Consider the following 17,577-nt stretch of genomic DNA (forward strand, 5'->3'; position numbering starts at 1 on the left):
CTTGCTGGAGTCTGCTCGTGCGGCCCCCCTGTTTGCATCCCACCACCCCCCCCCCCCCCCCACCCACCCCCCCCCCCCCCCTTCCCCCCCCCCTCCCCCCCCCCCCCCCCCCTCCTCGCCGGATCTCGGTCGGAAGTCGGGCGACTGCTCACTCCGAAGGGACGGACTTCCCTGGTGTGACGCTGTCGTCAACTCGCCTGACTCACAAGGGGTTCGCCGTGGACACGACGACAAACACCGCCTGCTTCCTCAGGAATTGGCCGGCGGGGTGCCGAGCACCAGTCCGTAGGCGCGGCGCTCGACACGACCCGTCAGGTCGATCGTGATGGCCTTCTGCTCGGTGAACTCGTCGAGGGCGTCCGCGCCGAGCTCGCGGCCCACACCGCTCTGCTTGAAGCCGCCGAACGGCATGTGCTGCGAGATGTTGTGCCAGTCGTTGATCCAGACCGAGCCGGCCTGGAGCTGGCGGGCCACCTCCAGCGCGCGAGGCACGTCCTGGCTCCACACGCCGGCGGACAGGCCGTACTCCGTGTCGTTGGCGATCTTGATGGCTTCGTCGACGGAGTCGTACGAGATCACCGACAGCACCGGGCCGAAGATCTCCTCGCGCGCGATGCACATGTCATTGCGGACACCGGTGAAGACGGTGGGCTCGACCCAGAAGCCCTTCTCGTGGGCCGGGCCGGTCGGCGAACCACCGCCGTGGACCACGGTGGCGCCCTCCTTCTTGCCGCTCTCGATGTACCCGAGGATCCGGTCGCGCTGGACGAGCGACATGACGGGGCCGATGTCGGTCGTCGGGTCGAGCGGATCGCCCATCTTCAGCGTCTTCAGGCGGGCCGTCAACCGCTCCACGAACTCGTCGTGCAGGGAAGCCGGCAGCAGCAGCCGGGTGCCGGACTCGCACGCCTGACCGGCGTGGAGCAGGAATCCGTAGATCGAGCCGTCGACCGCGGCATCCAGATCGGCGTCGTCGAGAATGATGTTGGGTCCCTTGCCGCCCAGTTCGAGGGTGACCCGCTTGATGGTGTCCGACGCGTCGCGCATCACCTGCCGGCCGACCGCGGTGGAGCCGGTGAACGAGACCTTCCGGACGTCCGGGTGCTGGACGAGGTGCGCGCCCACCGTCTCCCCGTCGCCGGTGACCACGTTGAACGTGCCGGCGGGAAGCCCGGCGTCGCGCAGCATCGCGGCCAGCTCCAGAGCCGCGGTGGGCGTCTTCTCGTCGACCTTGAGCACCACGCTGTTACCGGCCGCGAGGGCGGGCATCGTCTTCCACACCGCGATGATCAGCGGGAAGTTCCACGGCACGATGCCGACGCAGACGCCGATCGGCTCCCGGCGGATGAGCTGGGTGCTCAGCACCATGCCGGTGACCGGGCCGGGACGCTCCCAGGCGTACGTGCGGGTCAGGTCCGCGTAGTGCTGCATGTGCATGAGAGGGAAGCCGACACAGATGGCCTGCGACAGGCGCAGCGGGAAACCGCATTCGCGGGAACCGAGCTCCGCGAACTCGTCCATCCGCGCGCTGAACGCCGCGACCACGCGATCGAGGACCGCGGCGCGCTCCAACGGGGGCGTGTTGCGCCATGTCCCTTCCTCGAAGGCCTGCTTGGCGGCGGCGACCGCCGCGTCCGCGTGTGAGGTGTCGCCCTTGGCGGCGGTGGCGACCCGTTCCTCGGTGGCGGGGTTGATCAGCTCGTACCGCTCGTCCGCGTCGATCCATTCGCCACCGATGAACATGCGGTAGTGCGGGATGCCTTCCCGGTCCGAGGCGGGACCTTCGGTCATCACAGTGGCCACCATGCGCTCCTGTCTGAATCGTGCCGTCGAGCGTGGCGTCGGCGGCTTCGACCACACGCTAGGAAAGAATCCGACGCTGCGATGTCCAAGAAGCTGGACAGTCGAGGGGTGCCGTCGGCGCGGTCCACCGATGACCGGATTCCTCCCGGGCGCCCGCGGCGAGGTGTACAGATTGTTGGACACTTCCGGTTCCGGACCTTCCCAGGGAGGGATGCGCCGGTTCCAATGTGCCGACCGGGGCAGGGCGGGTCTGGTGCCTGCCCCGCACCGGGGTACGGGGAACGGACCAGAGGAGGCCCGCGTGTACGCCACTTTGCCGCAAGCCAGTAGGGGACCGCGCAGTTCCGATATCGAGTCCTCGTGGACGAGGTCGCGGATGAACGGTCTGCGCGAGGACGACAGTCCGAGGCTCGTGGAAGGGCCGATGGCCAAGGCCAGCGGTCTGGTCCGCGCCGCCGGCCCCGTCCTCGAACAGGCGAGGGTGGAGCTGGCCGACACCTCTCTGGCCCTCGTCCTGGCCGACCGAGATGCGCGCCTGATGTCCATCCACTGCGGGGACAGGTCGACGCGCGGGGTGATCGACGGGGCCGGGCTCGTCCTGGGGGTGCAACTCGGCGAGGACCAGGTGGGCACCAACGCCGTCGGCACCCCGCTGGAGACCCGGCAGGCGCTGACGGTCCGGGGGGAGGACCACTTCATGGAGGCGTTCCGTCGGTTCGCCTGTTACGGACATCCGGTCGTCCACCCGATCACCCGTCGGCTCGAGGGTGTCCTCAACCTCGGCGGCATCGAGGGGCACGAGCATTCGCTGATCCGCCCGTTCGTACGGCGGATGGTGCGCGATATCGGGGAGCGCATGATGCTCGATGCGACCCGTCACCAGCAGCGGCTGCTCGCGGCGTTCCAAGAGGTGTCCTGCAACCCCCGCCGACGGGTCCTCGTGGTGGGGCACGGCCTCGTCCTCGCCACTCCGCCGGCCCTCGCCCTGCTGGAACCCGCCGACCACGCCGCGGTGCAGGCGTGCGCGGAGGGGACCTCGGGCAATGGCGGTGCAACATACAAGCTGCCCCTGCTCTCCGGCCGTACGGTCACCCTGCGATGTATGCCGGTGGACGGTGCCGACGGCGTGCTGGTCGACATCGTCCCGGATGAGGCTGTGCCCTCCCGCGCGAACCGCGCCGAGGTGACGCTCGGCTGGCCGCTGCTCGTCGTGGGCGAGCCGGGCAGCGGACGAACCACCGAGGCGCGGGAGGCCGTCGGGCCGGACGCGAGCACCCTGGACGCGACGGATGTCCTCCGGGCGGGGGAGCAGGCGTGGATCACGGGCATGACCGGACTGCTGACGTGCCAGGGTCCGCCACTGATCGTCGAGAACATCCAGCTCCTGTCCGAGCCGGTCACGGCGCTGCTCGCGGACCGCCTGCGCCATACCCGGCGCAGGACGGTACTGACGTCGACTCCCGGCGAACACCTGGACGTGGCACACGCCTCGCTGGTCGCGCTGTGCAACGCGCGCCGTGACCTCATCCCGCTGCGCCGCCGGCCCTACGAGGTGCCCCGGCTGGCGGTGCAGATGCTGGCCGACCTGAGCGGGCCCGGCCGCTCCCGGCTCACCGCCGACAGCCTGCGAGTGCTCGCGACGCAGCCATGGCCTGGCAACCTCGCCGAACTGCGGCGGGTGATCCAGACGGTCGCCGGGACCCGCTCCGCGGGCGACATCGTTCCGTCCGACCTGCCTGCCTCGCACCGGGGTGTACCCGTGCCCGCTTCTCCGTTCCGGCAGGCGGAGCGCGAGGTCATCGTCGCCGCGATCGAGGCGGCCGACGGGAACAAGCTCCAGGCGGCCCGCGCGTTGGGCGTGAGCCGGTCAACCCTCTACAACCGGATGCGGGCGTTGCGCATTACCTGACTCCTCGCCGAGACGCCACGTCAGGACGCGACGTCCTCCTGCCAGAGCCCACGGGCCTCCAGCGTCTCGATGAGGTGATCGGCGCTTTCCAGGATGTGCTGCTCCATGAGTGTGCGGGCCATGCGGCCGCTGCCCCTCCGAAGCGCTTCGACGATGAGGGGGTGTTCCTCGCGGGTGGCTGCCGCCCTGCCCTCGATGGAGATGTAGAAGCGGTTCGGCAGGTGTCCGACGACGGAGCGGAGCAGCAGGGCGAGGCGGTGGGAGTCGGCGGCGAGGTTGATCTGGCGGTGGAAGTCGTGGCCGTACTCGACCATGGCGTCCTCGTCACCGGCCGTGGCGGCCGCCTCCTGCTTCTTGACGATCGCCTCTAGCCCGTCGAGCTGCTCGGGGGTGATGTTCTTGGCGGCCCGGGCGGCCAGTTCGCCGCCGAGCTGGGCCTGGACCCAGAACAGGTCGCGCACATCCTGGGGGGTGAAGGGGGTGACGACGAAGCCGCGGCGGGGGACCAGCTCGATGAAGCCCTCGCTGCTCAGGGCGAGCAGCCCCTCGCGGACCGGGGTGTTGCTGACGCCGACGGCCTCGGCGATGGGTTCCATGCGCAGGAACTCACCCGGCCGCACCTTGCCGGAAATGATGAGCTCGCGTACGTAGCTCGCCACCTCTTCCGAGAGTTGCTGCCGCTTGGAATCGCCGCGCGCCATGAGTGCCCCGTTCGCCTGTGCCCGTTGATCTTTCGTCCACACATCATATAGCCGACCGCATCAGGCCTGACCTCGGACGGTGACGGGGAGAGCTTCAGTGCGGAGCGCCGACGGCGCTCTTGAGCGTGGCCGTCAGGCGACGGTGCACACCGGAGAGGACGAAGGCCGTCGTCACCAGGATCACGTCGAGCAGCGCGAGCGAGACGAGGGAAGGCAGCCACGGGCAGACGACGGCGGCAACGACGCACGCGGCGCAGGCCACGAGGCGCTCGGCCCAAGCCTGTCGGGTGGTGACGTGGTAGTACCAGGCCTGGGAGGCGAGATAGAGGGCTGGGCCACCGAAGAGGACCAGGGCCAGTGAGACGGAGCCCTGCTCGCGAGGGTGGGAGATGAGGAGTTCGACGGCGACGGCGACGGCGACGAGGCCGGCCAGCGAGCCGTATGTCGCGTTGATACCCCAACGGACCGAACGGATGGGGTCACTGGTGAGGGCGATGTGCATGGCGACGACGTCCTCGCCGCCGCCGAAGTACGACGCCCACAGGCAGACCAGTGCGACGAAGACCCCGACGAAGGCCAGGACGGTCGGGACGTCGACGGTCGTCGCCGACATCGTGCGGCCGATGGTGAGGACGGTCTCGCCGAGCAGGATGATCAGAAAGAGCCGGAGCCTTTCGAGCATGTGCTCGGCGTCGAAGTCGAGGTGCGCGGAACGGAAGACCCGGCCGGGCAGCGGATGGGCGAGCCAGGTTCCGGTCAGGTCGATCAGCGCGGCCGCGGCCCACCACCACAGCCGCGTGCCCGGGGCATGGGCCGCGCCTGTGATCCACAGCGGAGCGGAGACCGCCGTCCACACCAGGCCGCGCTGGTAGTGACCGCGCATCCCGTGAGTGGGGGCTGTAAGTGCCGCCAGGCCCTGGACGCTGAGCATGATCAGCAGCAGCGGCACCACGAACATCCAGGCGGAACCGGCGAAAGCGCGGGAGACGGCCGCGTTCATGAAGAGACCGAGACCCATGACGGTGAGCACGGTGAGCCGGGTCCGCGGCCGGGCGATGTCGAGCAGGGTCGCCTCGAAACTGGTGAACGCCCAGACACCGAAGACCGCCACCAGCAGTACGGCGGTCTCGACAGCGCCCCGCCAGGTCAGATGGGTGATCAGGTGGTGGGCGAGCTGGGAGACGGCGAAAACGAAGACCAGGTCGAAGAAGAGCTCCAGGGGGGAGACCTGCCTCCGGGTCGCCTGCTCCTGGGGGGTGCTGCTGTGGGGCATGCGGCTCACGATAGGTCGTCGGGACGCGCCGGAAGGGGAGCCGGGACGGCATGTTTCCCGCAACGGGGGTTGCCGGGGCGCTGGCCCGTAACACATAATATACAAAATATTAATCACCACCGCTTTTATCGCGACCCGGTGTCCGGTGAGGGGTGGATACCGAGGGAGCGTGGACGTGACGGTCGACGGCGCGATGCAGAAGCTCGACCCCCTGGTGGAGCCGGGGCGCATGCTGGTGGACGGCGCATGGATCCCGGCGCGGTCCGGACGGACCTTCTCGGTGGTGGACCCCGGCAGGGGCGAGGTGGTGGCTCGGGTTCCGGAGGGAGGGGACGAAGACGTTGACGGGGCGGTGCGGGCAGCCCGGCGGGCCTTCGAGGACGAGCGGTGGTTGCGGCTCTCCGGCGCCCAGCGGGCGGTGGTCCTGTGGCGCGTCTCCGAACTCCTTGAGGCCAACGCCGACGAACTTGCCCGCCTGGAGAGCCTGGACGTGGGAATGCCCGTGCCTCAGGCGCGGGCGATGCTGGGTGAGGCGGTGAACCAGTTCCGGTACTTCGCCGGCTGGGCGGACAAGATTCACGGCAGGAGCGTCGAGATCGGCCCCGCCGGACGTCGCTTCCAGGGAGTGACCCTCAAGGAGCCGGTCGGCGTTGTCGGCATGATCGTCCCCTGGAACGCGCCGATGATCGCGACCTCCCAGAAACTGGCGCCCGCACTGGCGGCGGGGTGCGCGTGTGTGGTCAAGCCGTCGGAGGAGGCGCCGCTGACGACTCTGGCGATCGGGCAGCTGCTTCTGGAGGCCGGGGTGCCCGACGGTGTGGTGAACGTGGTGACCGGCAAGGCCCCCGCGGGCGCGGCGCTGGCGGCGCACCACGACGTCGACAAGGTCAGCTTCACCGGGTCCACCCAGGTGGGCCGCATGGTCGTCGAGGCGGCGGCGGCAGGCAACCTGAAGAAGCTTCAGCTTGAACTGGGGGGCAAGTCCCCGGTGATCGTGCTGCCGGACGCGGACCTGGACCAGGTGATTCCGGGCGTCGCCATGGGCGTCTTCTGGAACACCGGCCAGATCTGTACGTCAGGGACGCGCCTCTTCGTACACCGGGACGTCTTCGAGGAGGTCGTCGAGGGGGTGGCCGCATACGGCCGGTCCCTCAGGATCGGCTACGGCACCGAGCCGGACGTGGACCTCGGGCCGCTCATCTCGCACCGGCACCTGGACCGGGTGAGCCGCCATGTGGCCGGCGCCGTCAAGGCCGGTGCCCGGCTGGTGGGCGGAGGCCGGCAGGTGGAGGGAAGGGGATACTTCTACGAGCCGACGGTTCTGGCCGATGTCGACCCGTCGATGGACGTGGTTCGTGAGGAGATCTTCGGGCCGGTCCTGGCCGCGATGCCTTTCACGGAGGTGGCCGAGGCGGTCGCCGGGGCCAACGACTCGGTCTACGGGCTGGCGGGCAGTGTGTGGACCAGGGACGTCGCAAGGGCCCACACGATCGCCCGCAGGCTCAGGGCCGGGCGGATCGGGATCAACGTGCACCGCGCCGGGGGCGTGCAGATGCCCATCGGCGGCTACAAGCAGTCCGGCTGGGGCCGGGAGAACGGTCCCGAAGCGGTCGAGGAGTACCTGGAGACCAAGTCCCTCGTGACCCTGCTCGACAGCTGAGACGGGCTTCGGTCCAGGCCGTGGAGAAAGTGGCATGGGAACTCTATAGAGATAATATTTAATGCATGATATCCATGAGCTATGACCACTTCTTCCCCTTCTGATTCGGTGTCCATCGGTGAGCTGATGGACTTGAGCGGCAAGACCGCCCTCGTCACCGGTGGTGCCATGGGCATCGGCCTCGGCATAGTGCGACGCCTCCACGAGGCCGGTGCGAACGTCGTGATCGCGGACGTCGATGAGGCGGCGGCGGTACGGGCCGCCTCGGAGTTCGACTCGGACCGGATCCGGGCCGCCGTCGGCGACGTCAGCAGCGCGGACGACGCGGCGGCCATGGTGCGTACCGCCGTCGATTCCTTCGGCGGCCTGGACATCCAGGTGAACAACGCGGGCATCTACAAGATCTCGCCCTTCCTGGAGACGAGCCTCGACCTCGCGCGGCGCACGCTCGAGGTCAACCTTCTGGGCGTCATGGCCTGTTCACAGGCCGCCGCACGGCAGATGGTCGAGCAGGGCCGCGGCGGCCGCATCATCACGGTTTCCTCCATCGAGTCCCTGACCCCGTCTTTGGAGGGCATGGCCCACTACGGCGCTTCCAAGCACGGCGTCGTCGGCCTGACCAAGACGATGGCCCTGGAGCTCGCGCCCCACGGCATCCAGGTCAACAACGTCGCCCCCGGCGGCATCCTGACCCCCGGGCTCGGCCCGCTCGACGACGGCGTGCTCGCGCACTTCGCGCAGAGCGTTCCGATGGGGCGTATGGGCGCCTCGGACGAGATCGGGAAGGCGGTCCTGTTCCTCGCCTCCGACCTCGCCTCGTACATGACCGGCACCCAGGTCGTCGTCGACGGAGGCCGGACGCTCCGCGGCGCCATGATCTGACCCGGAGCCGTACCACCGCCACCACGACGCGGGCTGAGCGCACCTGAGGGGCGCCCGGCCCGCGTCGATGTGTCTCCGGAGGAGGCGGGACCGTACGGAAAGAGCGTCCGACATCGGCCCGGGCCGACGTCGGACGCTCTTGTGGGGGGCTTCGCCCTGCGTCAGGGCGAGGGGCGCAGGGGAGCAGTCGGCGTGAACACCACCGGCAGTGTCGTCAGGCCCCGCAGCCAGGCCGACGGGCGACGCGTGAGGGTCTCGGCCGGCACGGCCAGGTCGATGTCCGGCAACCGGTCCAGGATCACCTCGATGGCCGTTCCCGCGATGATTTCGGCCATCTCCTGCGCCCGGAACGGGCAGCGGTGCTCACCGTGGCTGAAGGAGAAGTGCGCGTTGTTGCCACGGGTCGGTGCGATGCCCGGGGCGCGTACGTGGGGATCGTGGTTGGCGCCCTGGATGCCGAGCAGCAGCAGGTCGCCGGCGCGGATGCGCCGGCCGCCGAGATGGGTGTCGCACGTCGCCCAGCGGCCGGGCCAGTTCTGCAGGGGCGTGTCCTCCCAGAGAACCTCGTTCATCGCCTCCGAGACACTGCTGCGGCCACCGAAGAGGGACGCCGCGAAGCGCTCGTCCGTGAGCATCAGCCGCAGCGAGTTGCCGATCCAGTCGGCGGTGGACTGGTGGCCCGCTACCACGCTCTCCAGGAGGGTCTCGATCAGCTCCTGATCGCTGAACCCGCGGCCCTGCGCGAGCATCCGCGACATCATGTCGTCCGCCGGACGTGCCCTGCGGGCCGCCAGGAGCTCGGCCGTGGAGGCGATCAGATGGTCCAGACCGCTGTTCGCCCGCTCCTGTCCGTCCATCACCTCGGCGAGGGCGGTGACCAGTCCGGACCCCTGCTCCTGCGAGAAGCCGCAGAGGGCCGCGATGACCCGCAGCGGCAGCTGTACGGCGTAGTCCGCGGTGAGGTCCGCCCGGCCCTCACCGCACACCGCGTCGATCAGCTCGTCGGCGAACCGCTCGGTGACAGCGCGCAGTTCGACGAGACCGACGCCTTCCAGAGCGTGGTTGCTCACCCGTGCGCGCTCCCGTATCCGGTCCGCGGTGGGAGGCTCACCCAACGGAATCCTGCGCAGGATGACCGGCAGCAGCGGCCAGTCGTCGGGGACGGCGCCCAACTGGTTCCACAGCCTGGAGTCGCGGCTGAACAGCGCGGGGTCGGCGGTGAGCTGGTGCAGCTCGCGGTAGCCGACCACCAGCCACGCCGGTACGCCACCGTCGAGCACGACCGGTACCACCGGACCGTGGTCGCGCCGCATCTCCCGGTAGAGGGCCGCCGGCTCCGTCTGGAACCGCGGCCCGCTCAGGGGTACGGGGGGAAGGGTCACACCAGCTCCTCGTCCGAGTCAGACGTACGGGTAGGTGCGGTGAGAAGACGCCGCACATGTTCGACCAGGGCGATCAGCACCTCTTTGCCGGACTCGCGCGCGCGTGCGTCGCAGTCGACCAGCGGTACGTACGGGTCGAGGTCGAGGGCCTCGCGTACCTCGGCCGCCGAGTGGCGCGGGCCGCCGAAGTCGTTGCATGCGACGACGAACGGCAGGCCCAGGCGCTCCAGTCGGTCGATGGCGTACCACGAGTCGCCGATGCGCCGGGTGTCGACCAGGACGACCGCGCCCAGTGCGCCGGCGAACAGCCGGTCCCACAGGAACCAGAACCGTTGCTGCCCCGGTGCGCCGAAGAGATACAGCACGTTGCGCTCGTCCAGCGTGATGCGGCCGAAATCGAACGCGACCGTGGTCGCGGACTTGCCTCGGATGCCGGTCACGTCGTCGACCTCCTCGCCGGCCCGGGTCATGGTCTCCTCGGTGCTGAGCGGACGGATCTCGCTCACCGATCCGACCAGCGTGGTCTTGCCCACGCCGAAGCCGCCGACGATCACGATCTTCAGGCCGTTGTCGGCTTGGCTGCCGAGGGGCGTGCGGATGTCAGAGATTACGGAGTCCAACGAGCACCTGTTCCAGGATCTGGGGGTCGGGCAGTGCGGTTGCGCGCGGGTGGCGGACGCTCACCCGGCCGGCGACAAGGAGGTCGGAGAGCAGGATCTTCGTGATGTTCACGGGCAGCCGCAGTCCGGCAGCGATCTCCACGACCGCGGCCGGGTGGTCACACATCCGCAGGATGGCGGCGTGCTCCGACTGCATGCCGGGCGACGGAGCGCATTCGGCGACCACCAGGGTCACCAGGTCGAAACGGCGCGCCGAGTCGGCCTGGCTGCGCCCACCCGTGAGCATGTACAGCCGGTCGGGCGAGTCGTCACGGCCCGGGCGGCTCATGACGCGCGCGGGGGTGCCGTCAGGTGCTCGCCGAGCTGCTCGACGAGTTCGTTCATGTTGTGCCCTGCGAGTCCGGCGTCGGCCTCCTCCGAGGTGATCAGGGCGAGATGGGCGCCGTGACCGGCCTCGACGAGGAAGAGGACCCCGCCGTAGAACTCGGTCATGGAGGAGCGCACCCCACCGCTGCCGTCGCCGAACTCGATGGACGCACCGTGGGACAGGGCCTGGATGCCGGCCGAGATCGCGGCGAGATGGTCGGCCTGATCCCCGGAGAGACCGGGCGTGCGGCACAGCTTCAGGCCGTCCCGGGACAACACGAGAGCGTGCCGTGCGCCGGGGGTGCGCTCCAGCAGGCCCTCGATGAGCCAGGTCAGCCTCTGATCGGCGGTGGTGGAGAGGGGCATGGCGTGCGATTGCCTTCCGGGTGGGAGGGGTGGGGCGGTGCCGCCGGTTCGGGGAGTCTCTGCGGCCGGACTGGGCCGGCGTCCGGCGTCGGGGTCCGGAGCCGGGCGACATGAGTGCGGCGCGATCGGCGGGACACCGCTCAGTGGGCGGGTGCCTCAGTGGCCGGCCCTCTCGGGTGTCCCGGGTTTCTCGGGCGGGGGCGTGCCGCGGAACCCTTGACGGAAGCTGCCGAAGCGGACGGCGCGGGTGCTGGGGTCGGGCGTTTGACCGGTCCGTTCGTCGGCAGCGCGGGTGCGACTCGCGTCGGCCGCGGCGAGGGACTGACCGCGGCGGCGGCGCGGCAGCCCCCCGGCGGCGGGGCCGGCCAGGGGGGTCGTGGAGCCGAGAGCTTTCGGGGCGGACGGGACGATGTGCGGGGGGCGGCGTTCGGCGGCGGCCGGGTAAGGGAATTCGCCGAGGGCCGGGGGTTCACCGGGAGGCGGGCCGTCCGCGGCCGGGGATCGCTCCGGGCCCCCTGGCGCGATCCCCGGATGCCGGGTCAGGATCTCCTGCGGGATCATGACCAGCGCGCTCGTTCCGCCGCGGGCGGACGGACGGAAGGAGACGGTCAGTCCGTGCTTGCGAGCGAGTCTGCCGACCACCGTGAGGCCGAGCCGGGTGCCGCTGAGCCCGCCCAGCTCGCTGACCGTTCCGGAGACCGCGTGCTCGGCACGGCGCAGCTGTGCGTCGCTCATGACCAGGCCCGCGTCCTCCACCGAGACCACGATCCCGGTGGGCACCTCCTCGACGTAGACGTGTACCTCGGCGTTGGGCGGTGAGAAGTTCGCGGCGTTGTCGAGCAGTTCGGCGAAGGCGTGCATGACGCCCTCGGCCGCGTGTCCGGCGACCGACGCCTCGCTGGCGGAGTGGACGCGGATGCGCTGGTAACCGCTGACGCGGCCCATGGCGCCGCGCAGGACCGACTCCATGCTGATGGGGCGTGCCCAGCGGCGTCCGGACCGGGCGCCTGTCAGGACGGCGACCGAGTCCGCGAGCCGGCCCCCCTGGGCTGTGCTGTGGTCGAGGCGGAGCAGATCGGCCAGTACGTCCTCGTCCGTGTGCCGCTCCTCCATGGCACGCAGATCGGCGAGCATGGCGGTGGACAGGGCCTGCAGACGGCCGGCTACGCCGGCGATGGCGACGATGGTGGAGTCCCGGGTGGCCGCTGCCCGGCGGGCATGTTCGACGAGGCGGGCGTTCTCCTCGGTGAGGCTGCCCAGTTCGGCCTTGAACCGCTCGCGCTCCATGACGAGTTCGCCCGAGTGTCCGGCTCGCACCGACGTGAGCTCCTCGACGAGCCGGTTGCGTGCCCTGGCGGACTCCTCGACGAGCTGGATGTGCTGTCGCCCGAACTCCTCGAGAAGTCCGGCGCGCTCTCGCCCGAACTCCTCGGTGAGACGGCTCTGTTCGTTGCTCAGCCGAGCCACCTCCTGCCTCGCGGTGACCAGTCGTCGGCGGGTGTGCCGGGCCGAGCGGACGCCGTGCGCGGCTGCGGCGACCGAGACGCTCAGCAAGAGGGTGACGGCTCCGCCACCCCAGGCCAGTGGCATGCGGAAGCCGCTCGGTGCCGCCACGACCGTGGCCGTGACGGCGAGGCCGGCCGTCACGGCCACGAAGAGAGCGGGCAGACCGACGGCGGACAGGAGAGAGCGTTCGCCGTTCGGCAGGGAGGCGGTCATGCGGGATGTCCTCGATCGTTCTCTGGCGGTCAGGAGTGACCCGATGAGAGTGCACTATATAAAATATGATGAACTGGTGCCATGGGGCTTCCCGTGCACCTCCGTGCGGTCCCCTGCGGGATCACTCGATTCCGCGGGCGAACTCGCGGACCAGCTGCCTGAAACGCTCGTAGAAGTACGGCACGTTGGCGCCGGCCTCAGGGGTGTGCGGATGGGTGACCTTGACGTACGTACGGTCCCATCGGCGGTTCACCCACATCAGGACCTCGTCGCTCGGACTCGAGTCGTACAGGCCGTTGCAGTCGCTCGCGTCCCAGTCGCGGGAACCCGGTATGAGTCTGCCGTCGATGTACGAGACGATCGGCAGCACCGAGGAGTCGTCGTCCTGGAGAGGAATGCCGGCGAGCTCGGCCACCCGCAACGGGGAAACTCTCGCCAGTTTGCAGGCGGTACGGAAGGCCATACCGGCCTTGTTCAGGATCTCGGCTCGGGTCAGGTCCCCGCCGTTCCCGACGAGCGGGAACGCCACAGGCACCAGATTGATGAACCAGCCCTGGGCGGCGTGCCAGCGGGTCTCGTTGCGGGTGTGCACCACGGAGAACCCGCGGTACTCGGCACGGCCGGCCAGCTCGCGGTGGAGGATGCCCAGCACGGCCATCAGGCCGGCCGAGAAACCCGCCCCGTGCTGCCGGCACACCTTGGCGAACGCATCGGCTTCGGAACCGGTCAGCAGGTCGAGGTCGAAGGAGCGGCTGGGGCGCGTCTCGCCCGGCGGCACGCCCAGGTCGAGCGGGAACGACGGCATCGGGCCGGAGAGCAGAAACGTGACCCAGCTCTGTACCTCGGCGGAGTCCGCCTGGAGCTCGGCGGCCCGAGCGCGTTCCTCGGCACCGGCGTCGATGTAGCTGCCCGCGTCCGGCAGCACGGCCTCGACGCCCTCGACCTCCGCCTGGTACAGCGCCCGCAACTCGTGGAAGACGAGCACGACGGAGTAGGCGTCGCTGTGCGCGTGGTCGACAGCGAAGTAGACGGTCGAGGAAGACTCCCGCAGCACCACGCCTGCGGTGAACGGCGGCCAGACCAGCGGATCGGTGTTCCCGTGGAACTGCTCGCGCATGTGCTCCCTGATCGCGTCGCCGGAGTCCAGCTCGCCGAGCGTCACGGCCTGGATGTCCACGTCCTCGGCGTCGACCTTGTGCCGCACCAGGGTCACCTCGCCCATGCCGGCGGCCGCCCCCGGCTCGGCGGAGAACCAGGTGAGCACGGTGTCGTGGCGCAGCACCCACTTCTTCAGCGCGGCGGCCAGCGCGTCTGCGTCGACCCGGCCCGGTAAGTCGAAGGCGAGCCCGACCCACGGCGCCTGTGGGCGACCCGCCGCCACGTTGGCGATGCGGCGGAACAGGTGGTTCTCCTGGACGGGGGACGGCGGCACGGGGTGGACCGGAGCGTGCTTCGCCTTCTCGATCACGTGCTCCGGCACCCGCAGTTCGACGAGTGTGCCCGGTCGGGGGTGGTAGTCGCTCAGGAACGTCATCAACATGGGACAGGGGATCCTTCCGCTGCTGCTGCCGCCGGGACGGGGAAGCCCGGACGCGGCTCGGGGGGTGGGACGGGTGAAGCGGGCGTCACAGGCCGGCGGCGGCCAGCCGGACCAGGCGGCGGGCCTCGTCCAGGTAGGGAGGCACGGTGGCCCGGCCGGGGTCCGAGTCGGGGAAGCGGTAGCTCAGGTAGACGCCTTCGTGGGTCCGCATGACCCACACGTAGACCTCGTGGGCGTCGAAGCGGCGGCAGCGCACCGCCGCCGCCTTCCAGTCGGCCCACCGCCGGGCGCCGGGGACCCAGCGCATGTCCATGTACGAGACCATGAACCGTGGTTCGAGGGGACGCCCGAGCAATTCGGCGAGCCGGGCCAGGGGTACGTCGGCGAGGGGGCGGGCGATCCGAAGAGCCTCGCCCGCTTCCTTCATCACCTGCCCGAAACCGTCCTCGACGTGCACCGGCAGGCTGATGGGCGCGATACCCACGTACCAGCCCAGCGAACGGAGTAAGCGGCGCTGGGTGCGCGTGTGGACGGGCACCAGCGTGCGGAACCGTTCCTGGCCGTACCGGTTGCGGGCGGCCATGCCGAGACAGGCGAGGACGCCGGACAGGAGGTCCCCGCCCTTCTGTTTGCAGACCAGGTCGAAGGCCCGCGCCTGCTCGGCGTCGAGCAGCCAGTCCAGGCCACCGGTCTGAGCGGCCGCGGGGTGCGCCGTGCCGTCGGCCACCGGGGCGAAGAACTCGGGCAGCCGCCCGTCCCCCTCCTCGACGAACTCCCGCCAACGGCGTACGGACTCGTGCTCACCGTGCAGCGAATCGGCGGCCTCCCGCTCGGGGCCGGTGAAGTCCAGGTAGCTGCCCACCGGGGTGAGGCCGGCATCGCGGCCGTCGAGAGCGGCGCCGTAGAGCTGGCCTATCTCGTAGGCGATCAGGAGGACGGAATAGCCGTCGGCGTTCAGGTGGTCGAGGCCGACGCAGACTGTGGTGGAGGAGCCGTGCTCCACGGTGAGGAACACGAACGACGGCCAGGCCAGCGGGTCGGTGTCAGCGTCCAGGACGCGTTCGATCCGGGTGCGCAGGGCGGCGGGGTCGGTGAAGACGCCGAAGTCCTCCCGGACGAGGTCGACGTCGCCGGGCTGCCGGGTGGCGCGGTCCAGCCGGGTGGTGTCCGTCCCGTCGGCGGAGGGCTGCAGTCGGCTGCGGAGCGTCTCGTGGCGGTCGGCCCAGCCAAGCAGAGCGGTCCGGAGGGCGTCCGGGTCGAGCGGGCCAGGCAGCTCGAAGGTGGTGGCCAGCCAGGAAGGGCTGTGGCCGCCCTCGGCGGCGGGCCGGAGCGCGCCGCGGATATGGGCCTCCTGGAGGTACGAGGCGGGCCGGCTGTCGGGGATCCAGCCTTCCGCGCGCGGGGAGTTGCTCCTGGGCCGCCACGCCGTCAACTGTCCGGGGCGGACGTCGAGGTCCCACATGTCAAGGAACTTCATGGGCTTGCCTCACTACTCGGGCGGTACCTGGTGGGGGGGATCTCGCAAGCCTGAACCGGCCTCACTTCCGAGGACGGTTGGCGTGATCGCTTCAACGCGTGTCCACGGTAGGAAGGAATGGTGAGTGTGTGTGTCCAGAGAATTGGACACCGCTGCCCCGGATATACGTGGGTGCGGTGGGAAATGGGCACACAGAATCAGAGCTCTGCTCAGCAGGTGCATTTCCGGCACCAGGGCCCGGCGCCCTGTTCGGTGGACCGGTGGTCCCTGTCAGAAGATGCGGAGCGCCCGCATCCTGTTGTAGAGCGTGGACCGGCTCACGCCGAGGGCGCGTGCCGCCTGCAGTTTGTTCCCGCCCGCGGCCTCGATCGCGGCGAGGATGATCTCGCGTTCGGCCTGGCGGAAAGGCGAGGCCGGCGGTGGGGTGCCACGGTGTGAGAAAGGCAGGTCTGTGGAAACGATGTCTCCTGCCGAACGAATTGCGGCGAGAATCTGGACCACGCTGCGCAATTCCGTGAGATTCCCTTGCCACGGCTGTTCGGTCAGGATGCGCACCGTGTCGGCGGAGAGCCGGACCCGGCCGGACCCCGTGATGTCGGCGAGCATTCTCGTCGCCAGCGGGCCGATATCGTGTCGGCGCTGGCGCAGGGGTACGAGGTCCTGGCGTGCGGCGCTGACGGCCACGAGCGGTGCGTGCGTGGTCTCCAGGTGGGCGCCCGGTGAGGTGGTGAGCACGACGTCCCGCCGTGCGCCGCCCAGGAGATGAGCGAGCAGCGTCACCAGGTGTTCGGAGAGGTGGTGGAGGTTCTCCACGACCACCGCCGGGCCCGCCGACGCCAGCAGCGTCTCCGCGGCCCTCGCCCAGGCGTGTTCGCCCTGGCGGACGGCCTCCGCCGCGTCGAGCGTGCTCGCGTCGGTCCCTGCGGCCCGTCGCGCTTCCGTCGTACGGCCGCTGCCCGGCTCGCCGACGATCAGCAGCGGCCGGGCGGCCCCGGTGCCGCTTCCGCCGCCACCGCGCGGGGCGTCCTGCTCGGGCACGATGTGGATCAGCACCCCGTCCGCCCCGTCGAGCCGGGTACATCGCAGCCGGACCGTCCGACCGGAGGCCAGCGTGAGCCGCAGAGTCGCCTCGCCAGGCGGCCGCGTCATCTCGGACCAGGCACGGATGACCGCCTGATCCGCAGGCTGGAGCAGGTCGAGGGCGGGGGGAGTGGAGAGGACGAGCCCCTGCCCGATCACCATGACGGCGTGTCCGCGACGGCGTGCCGCCGTACGGAAGGCCGTGAGGAGCCGCTGCTGCGCGGGGCCCGTGTCGGGCCGGAGGCGGTCCTGGATGTCCTGGACCACGCGCAGGGCCAGGGGTCGCAGCAGGGGGTACTCGTCCTCCGTGCGGCAGCTGATGCTGAAGACGCCTTCGAGGCGGTGTGTCACCGGGTGGACGACGGGGTGTCCGTAGCAGACGAACGCGCTGAAGGCGGGCACCGTGTGCTCGTGTCCGCGCAGGAGTACCTCACGTCCCGTGACCGCGGGGGTGCCCAGCGCGTTGGTCCCCAGCTGCTCCTCGCCGACCTGGGTGCCTATCGTGAGCCCCACGGCGTCCATCTTTCTGCGAACGGCGGCGTCCACGTACTGGATGTCGACGATGGAGGCCGACGCGTCCCCGAGGACGAGGATCGCCGGAGCACCGTCGAGCTCGCGGCCCGCCTGTTCGAGCACCGGACGCGCGGCACGGACGAGCGGACTGTCGGGGGCTGCCGGAGCGCTGGTGAGCGGCGGAGGCCCGACGGCAGAGCCGTATAAGTGCGAACGCGTCCATGACAGCTCGCTCTTCGGTCGCATCCGCCCACCGCCGCCCCGCGTTTCCGTCCCGTCATCTGGC

14 protein-coding genes are annotated in these 17,577 nt (G+C 70.3%); 3 read left to right on the forward strand and 11 right to left on the reverse strand.

The genetic code is table 11. The features are described 5' to 3' along the window. Positions 1-249: 249 nt before the first annotated feature. A complete protein-coding gene (locus tag AC07FA_RS15745; protein WP_479075952.1) occupies positions 250-1,806 on the reverse strand; it encodes an aldehyde dehydrogenase family protein in 1,557 nt (518 codons plus the stop codon). A gap of 373 nt (positions 1,807-2,179) precedes the next feature. Here AC07FA_RS15745 and AC07FA_RS15750 point away from each other — a divergent pair, with 373 nt between their 5' ends. Beyond that, entirely contained in the window at positions 2,180-3,712 is a 1,533-nt protein-coding gene (locus AC07FA_RS15750) for a sigma-54-dependent Fis family transcriptional regulator (protein WP_479075953.1), read from the forward strand. Positions 3,713-3,732: 20 nt separating this feature from the next. Here the strand turns inward: AC07FA_RS15750 and AC07FA_RS15755 are convergent, their stop codons facing one another. After that, entirely contained in the window at positions 3,733-4,413 is a 681-nt protein-coding gene (locus AC07FA_RS15755) for a GntR family transcriptional regulator (RefSeq protein ID WP_479075955.1), read from the reverse strand. Between the two features lie 94 nt (positions 4,414-4,507). Further along, entirely contained in the window at positions 4,508-5,686 is a 1,179-nt protein-coding gene (locus AC07FA_RS15760) for a low temperature requirement protein A (protein ID WP_479075957.1), read from the reverse strand. A 175-nt stretch (positions 5,687-5,861) separates the two neighbouring features. On the opposite strand from AC07FA_RS15760, the gene AC07FA_RS15765 reads away from it, so the two are divergent. Both AC07FA_RS15765 and AC07FA_RS15770 read left to right on the forward strand, forming a co-directional pair. Further along, positions 5,862-7,346 (forward strand): aldehyde dehydrogenase family protein, encoded by a 1,485-nt coding sequence (locus AC07FA_RS15765; RefSeq protein WP_479075958.1) that lies wholly within the window; start codon positions 5,862-5,864, stop codon positions 7,344-7,346. 81 nt (positions 7,347-7,427) lie between these two features. Then, positions 7,428-8,228 (forward strand): SDR family NAD(P)-dependent oxidoreductase, encoded by an 801-nt coding sequence (locus tag AC07FA_RS15770; protein WP_479075960.1) that lies wholly within the window; start codon positions 7,428-7,430, stop codon positions 8,226-8,228. Positions 8,229-8,389: 161 nt separating this feature from the next. On the opposite strand, the gene AC07FA_RS15775 is transcribed toward AC07FA_RS15770, so the two are convergent. The 8 genes from AC07FA_RS15775 to AC07FA_RS15810 form a co-directional block, all read right to left on the reverse strand. Continuing rightward, complete coding sequence (locus tag AC07FA_RS15775; RefSeq protein ID WP_479075962.1) at positions 8,390-9,610, reverse strand: cytochrome P450; 1,221 nt, start codon at positions 9,608-9,610, stop codon at positions 8,390-8,392. Continuing rightward, positions 9,607-10,230: a GTP-binding protein gene (locus AC07FA_RS15780; protein ID WP_479075964.1), complete on the reverse strand. Its 624-nt coding sequence runs from the start codon at positions 10,228-10,230 to the stop codon at positions 9,607-9,609. Before AC07FA_RS15780 ends, AC07FA_RS15775 begins: the two co-directional genes overlap by 4 nt. Beyond that, positions 10,211-10,558 (reverse strand): DUF742 domain-containing protein, encoded by a 348-nt coding sequence (locus AC07FA_RS15785; protein ID WP_479075966.1) that lies wholly within the window; start codon positions 10,556-10,558, stop codon positions 10,211-10,213. The genes AC07FA_RS15780 and AC07FA_RS15785 overlap by 20 nt, the downstream gene beginning before the upstream one ends. Next, the gene (locus tag AC07FA_RS15790; protein ID WP_479075968.1) at positions 10,555-10,962 is read right to left on the reverse strand and encodes a roadblock/LC7 domain-containing protein; all 408 of its coding nucleotides are present in this window, start codon (positions 10,960-10,962) and stop codon (positions 10,555-10,557) included. The genes AC07FA_RS15785 and AC07FA_RS15790 overlap by 4 nt, the downstream gene beginning before the upstream one ends. A 156-nt stretch (positions 10,963-11,118) precedes the next feature. Then, a complete protein-coding gene (locus AC07FA_RS15795) occupies positions 11,119-12,681 on the reverse strand; it encodes an ATP-binding protein (protein WP_479075970.1) in 1,563 nt (520 codons plus the stop codon). 121 nt (positions 12,682-12,802) lie between these two features. Further along, positions 12,803-14,221, reverse strand: coding sequence for a condensation domain-containing protein (locus AC07FA_RS15800; RefSeq protein WP_479075972.1), 1,419 nt, complete (start codon positions 14,219-14,221; stop codon positions 12,803-12,805). An 85-nt stretch (positions 14,222-14,306) separates the two neighbouring features. Then, positions 14,307-15,698 (reverse strand): condensation domain-containing protein, encoded by a 1,392-nt coding sequence (locus AC07FA_RS15805; RefSeq protein WP_479075973.1) that lies wholly within the window; start codon positions 15,696-15,698, stop codon positions 14,307-14,309. A gap of 270 nt (positions 15,699-15,968) precedes the next feature. Continuing rightward, a complete protein-coding gene (locus AC07FA_RS15810; RefSeq protein ID WP_479075975.1) occupies positions 15,969-17,414 on the reverse strand; it encodes a helix-turn-helix domain-containing protein in 1,446 nt (481 codons plus the stop codon). Positions 17,415-17,577 lie beyond the last annotated feature (163 nt).

Source organism: Streptomyces sp. NPDC045968 (genome assembly GCF_056430475.1).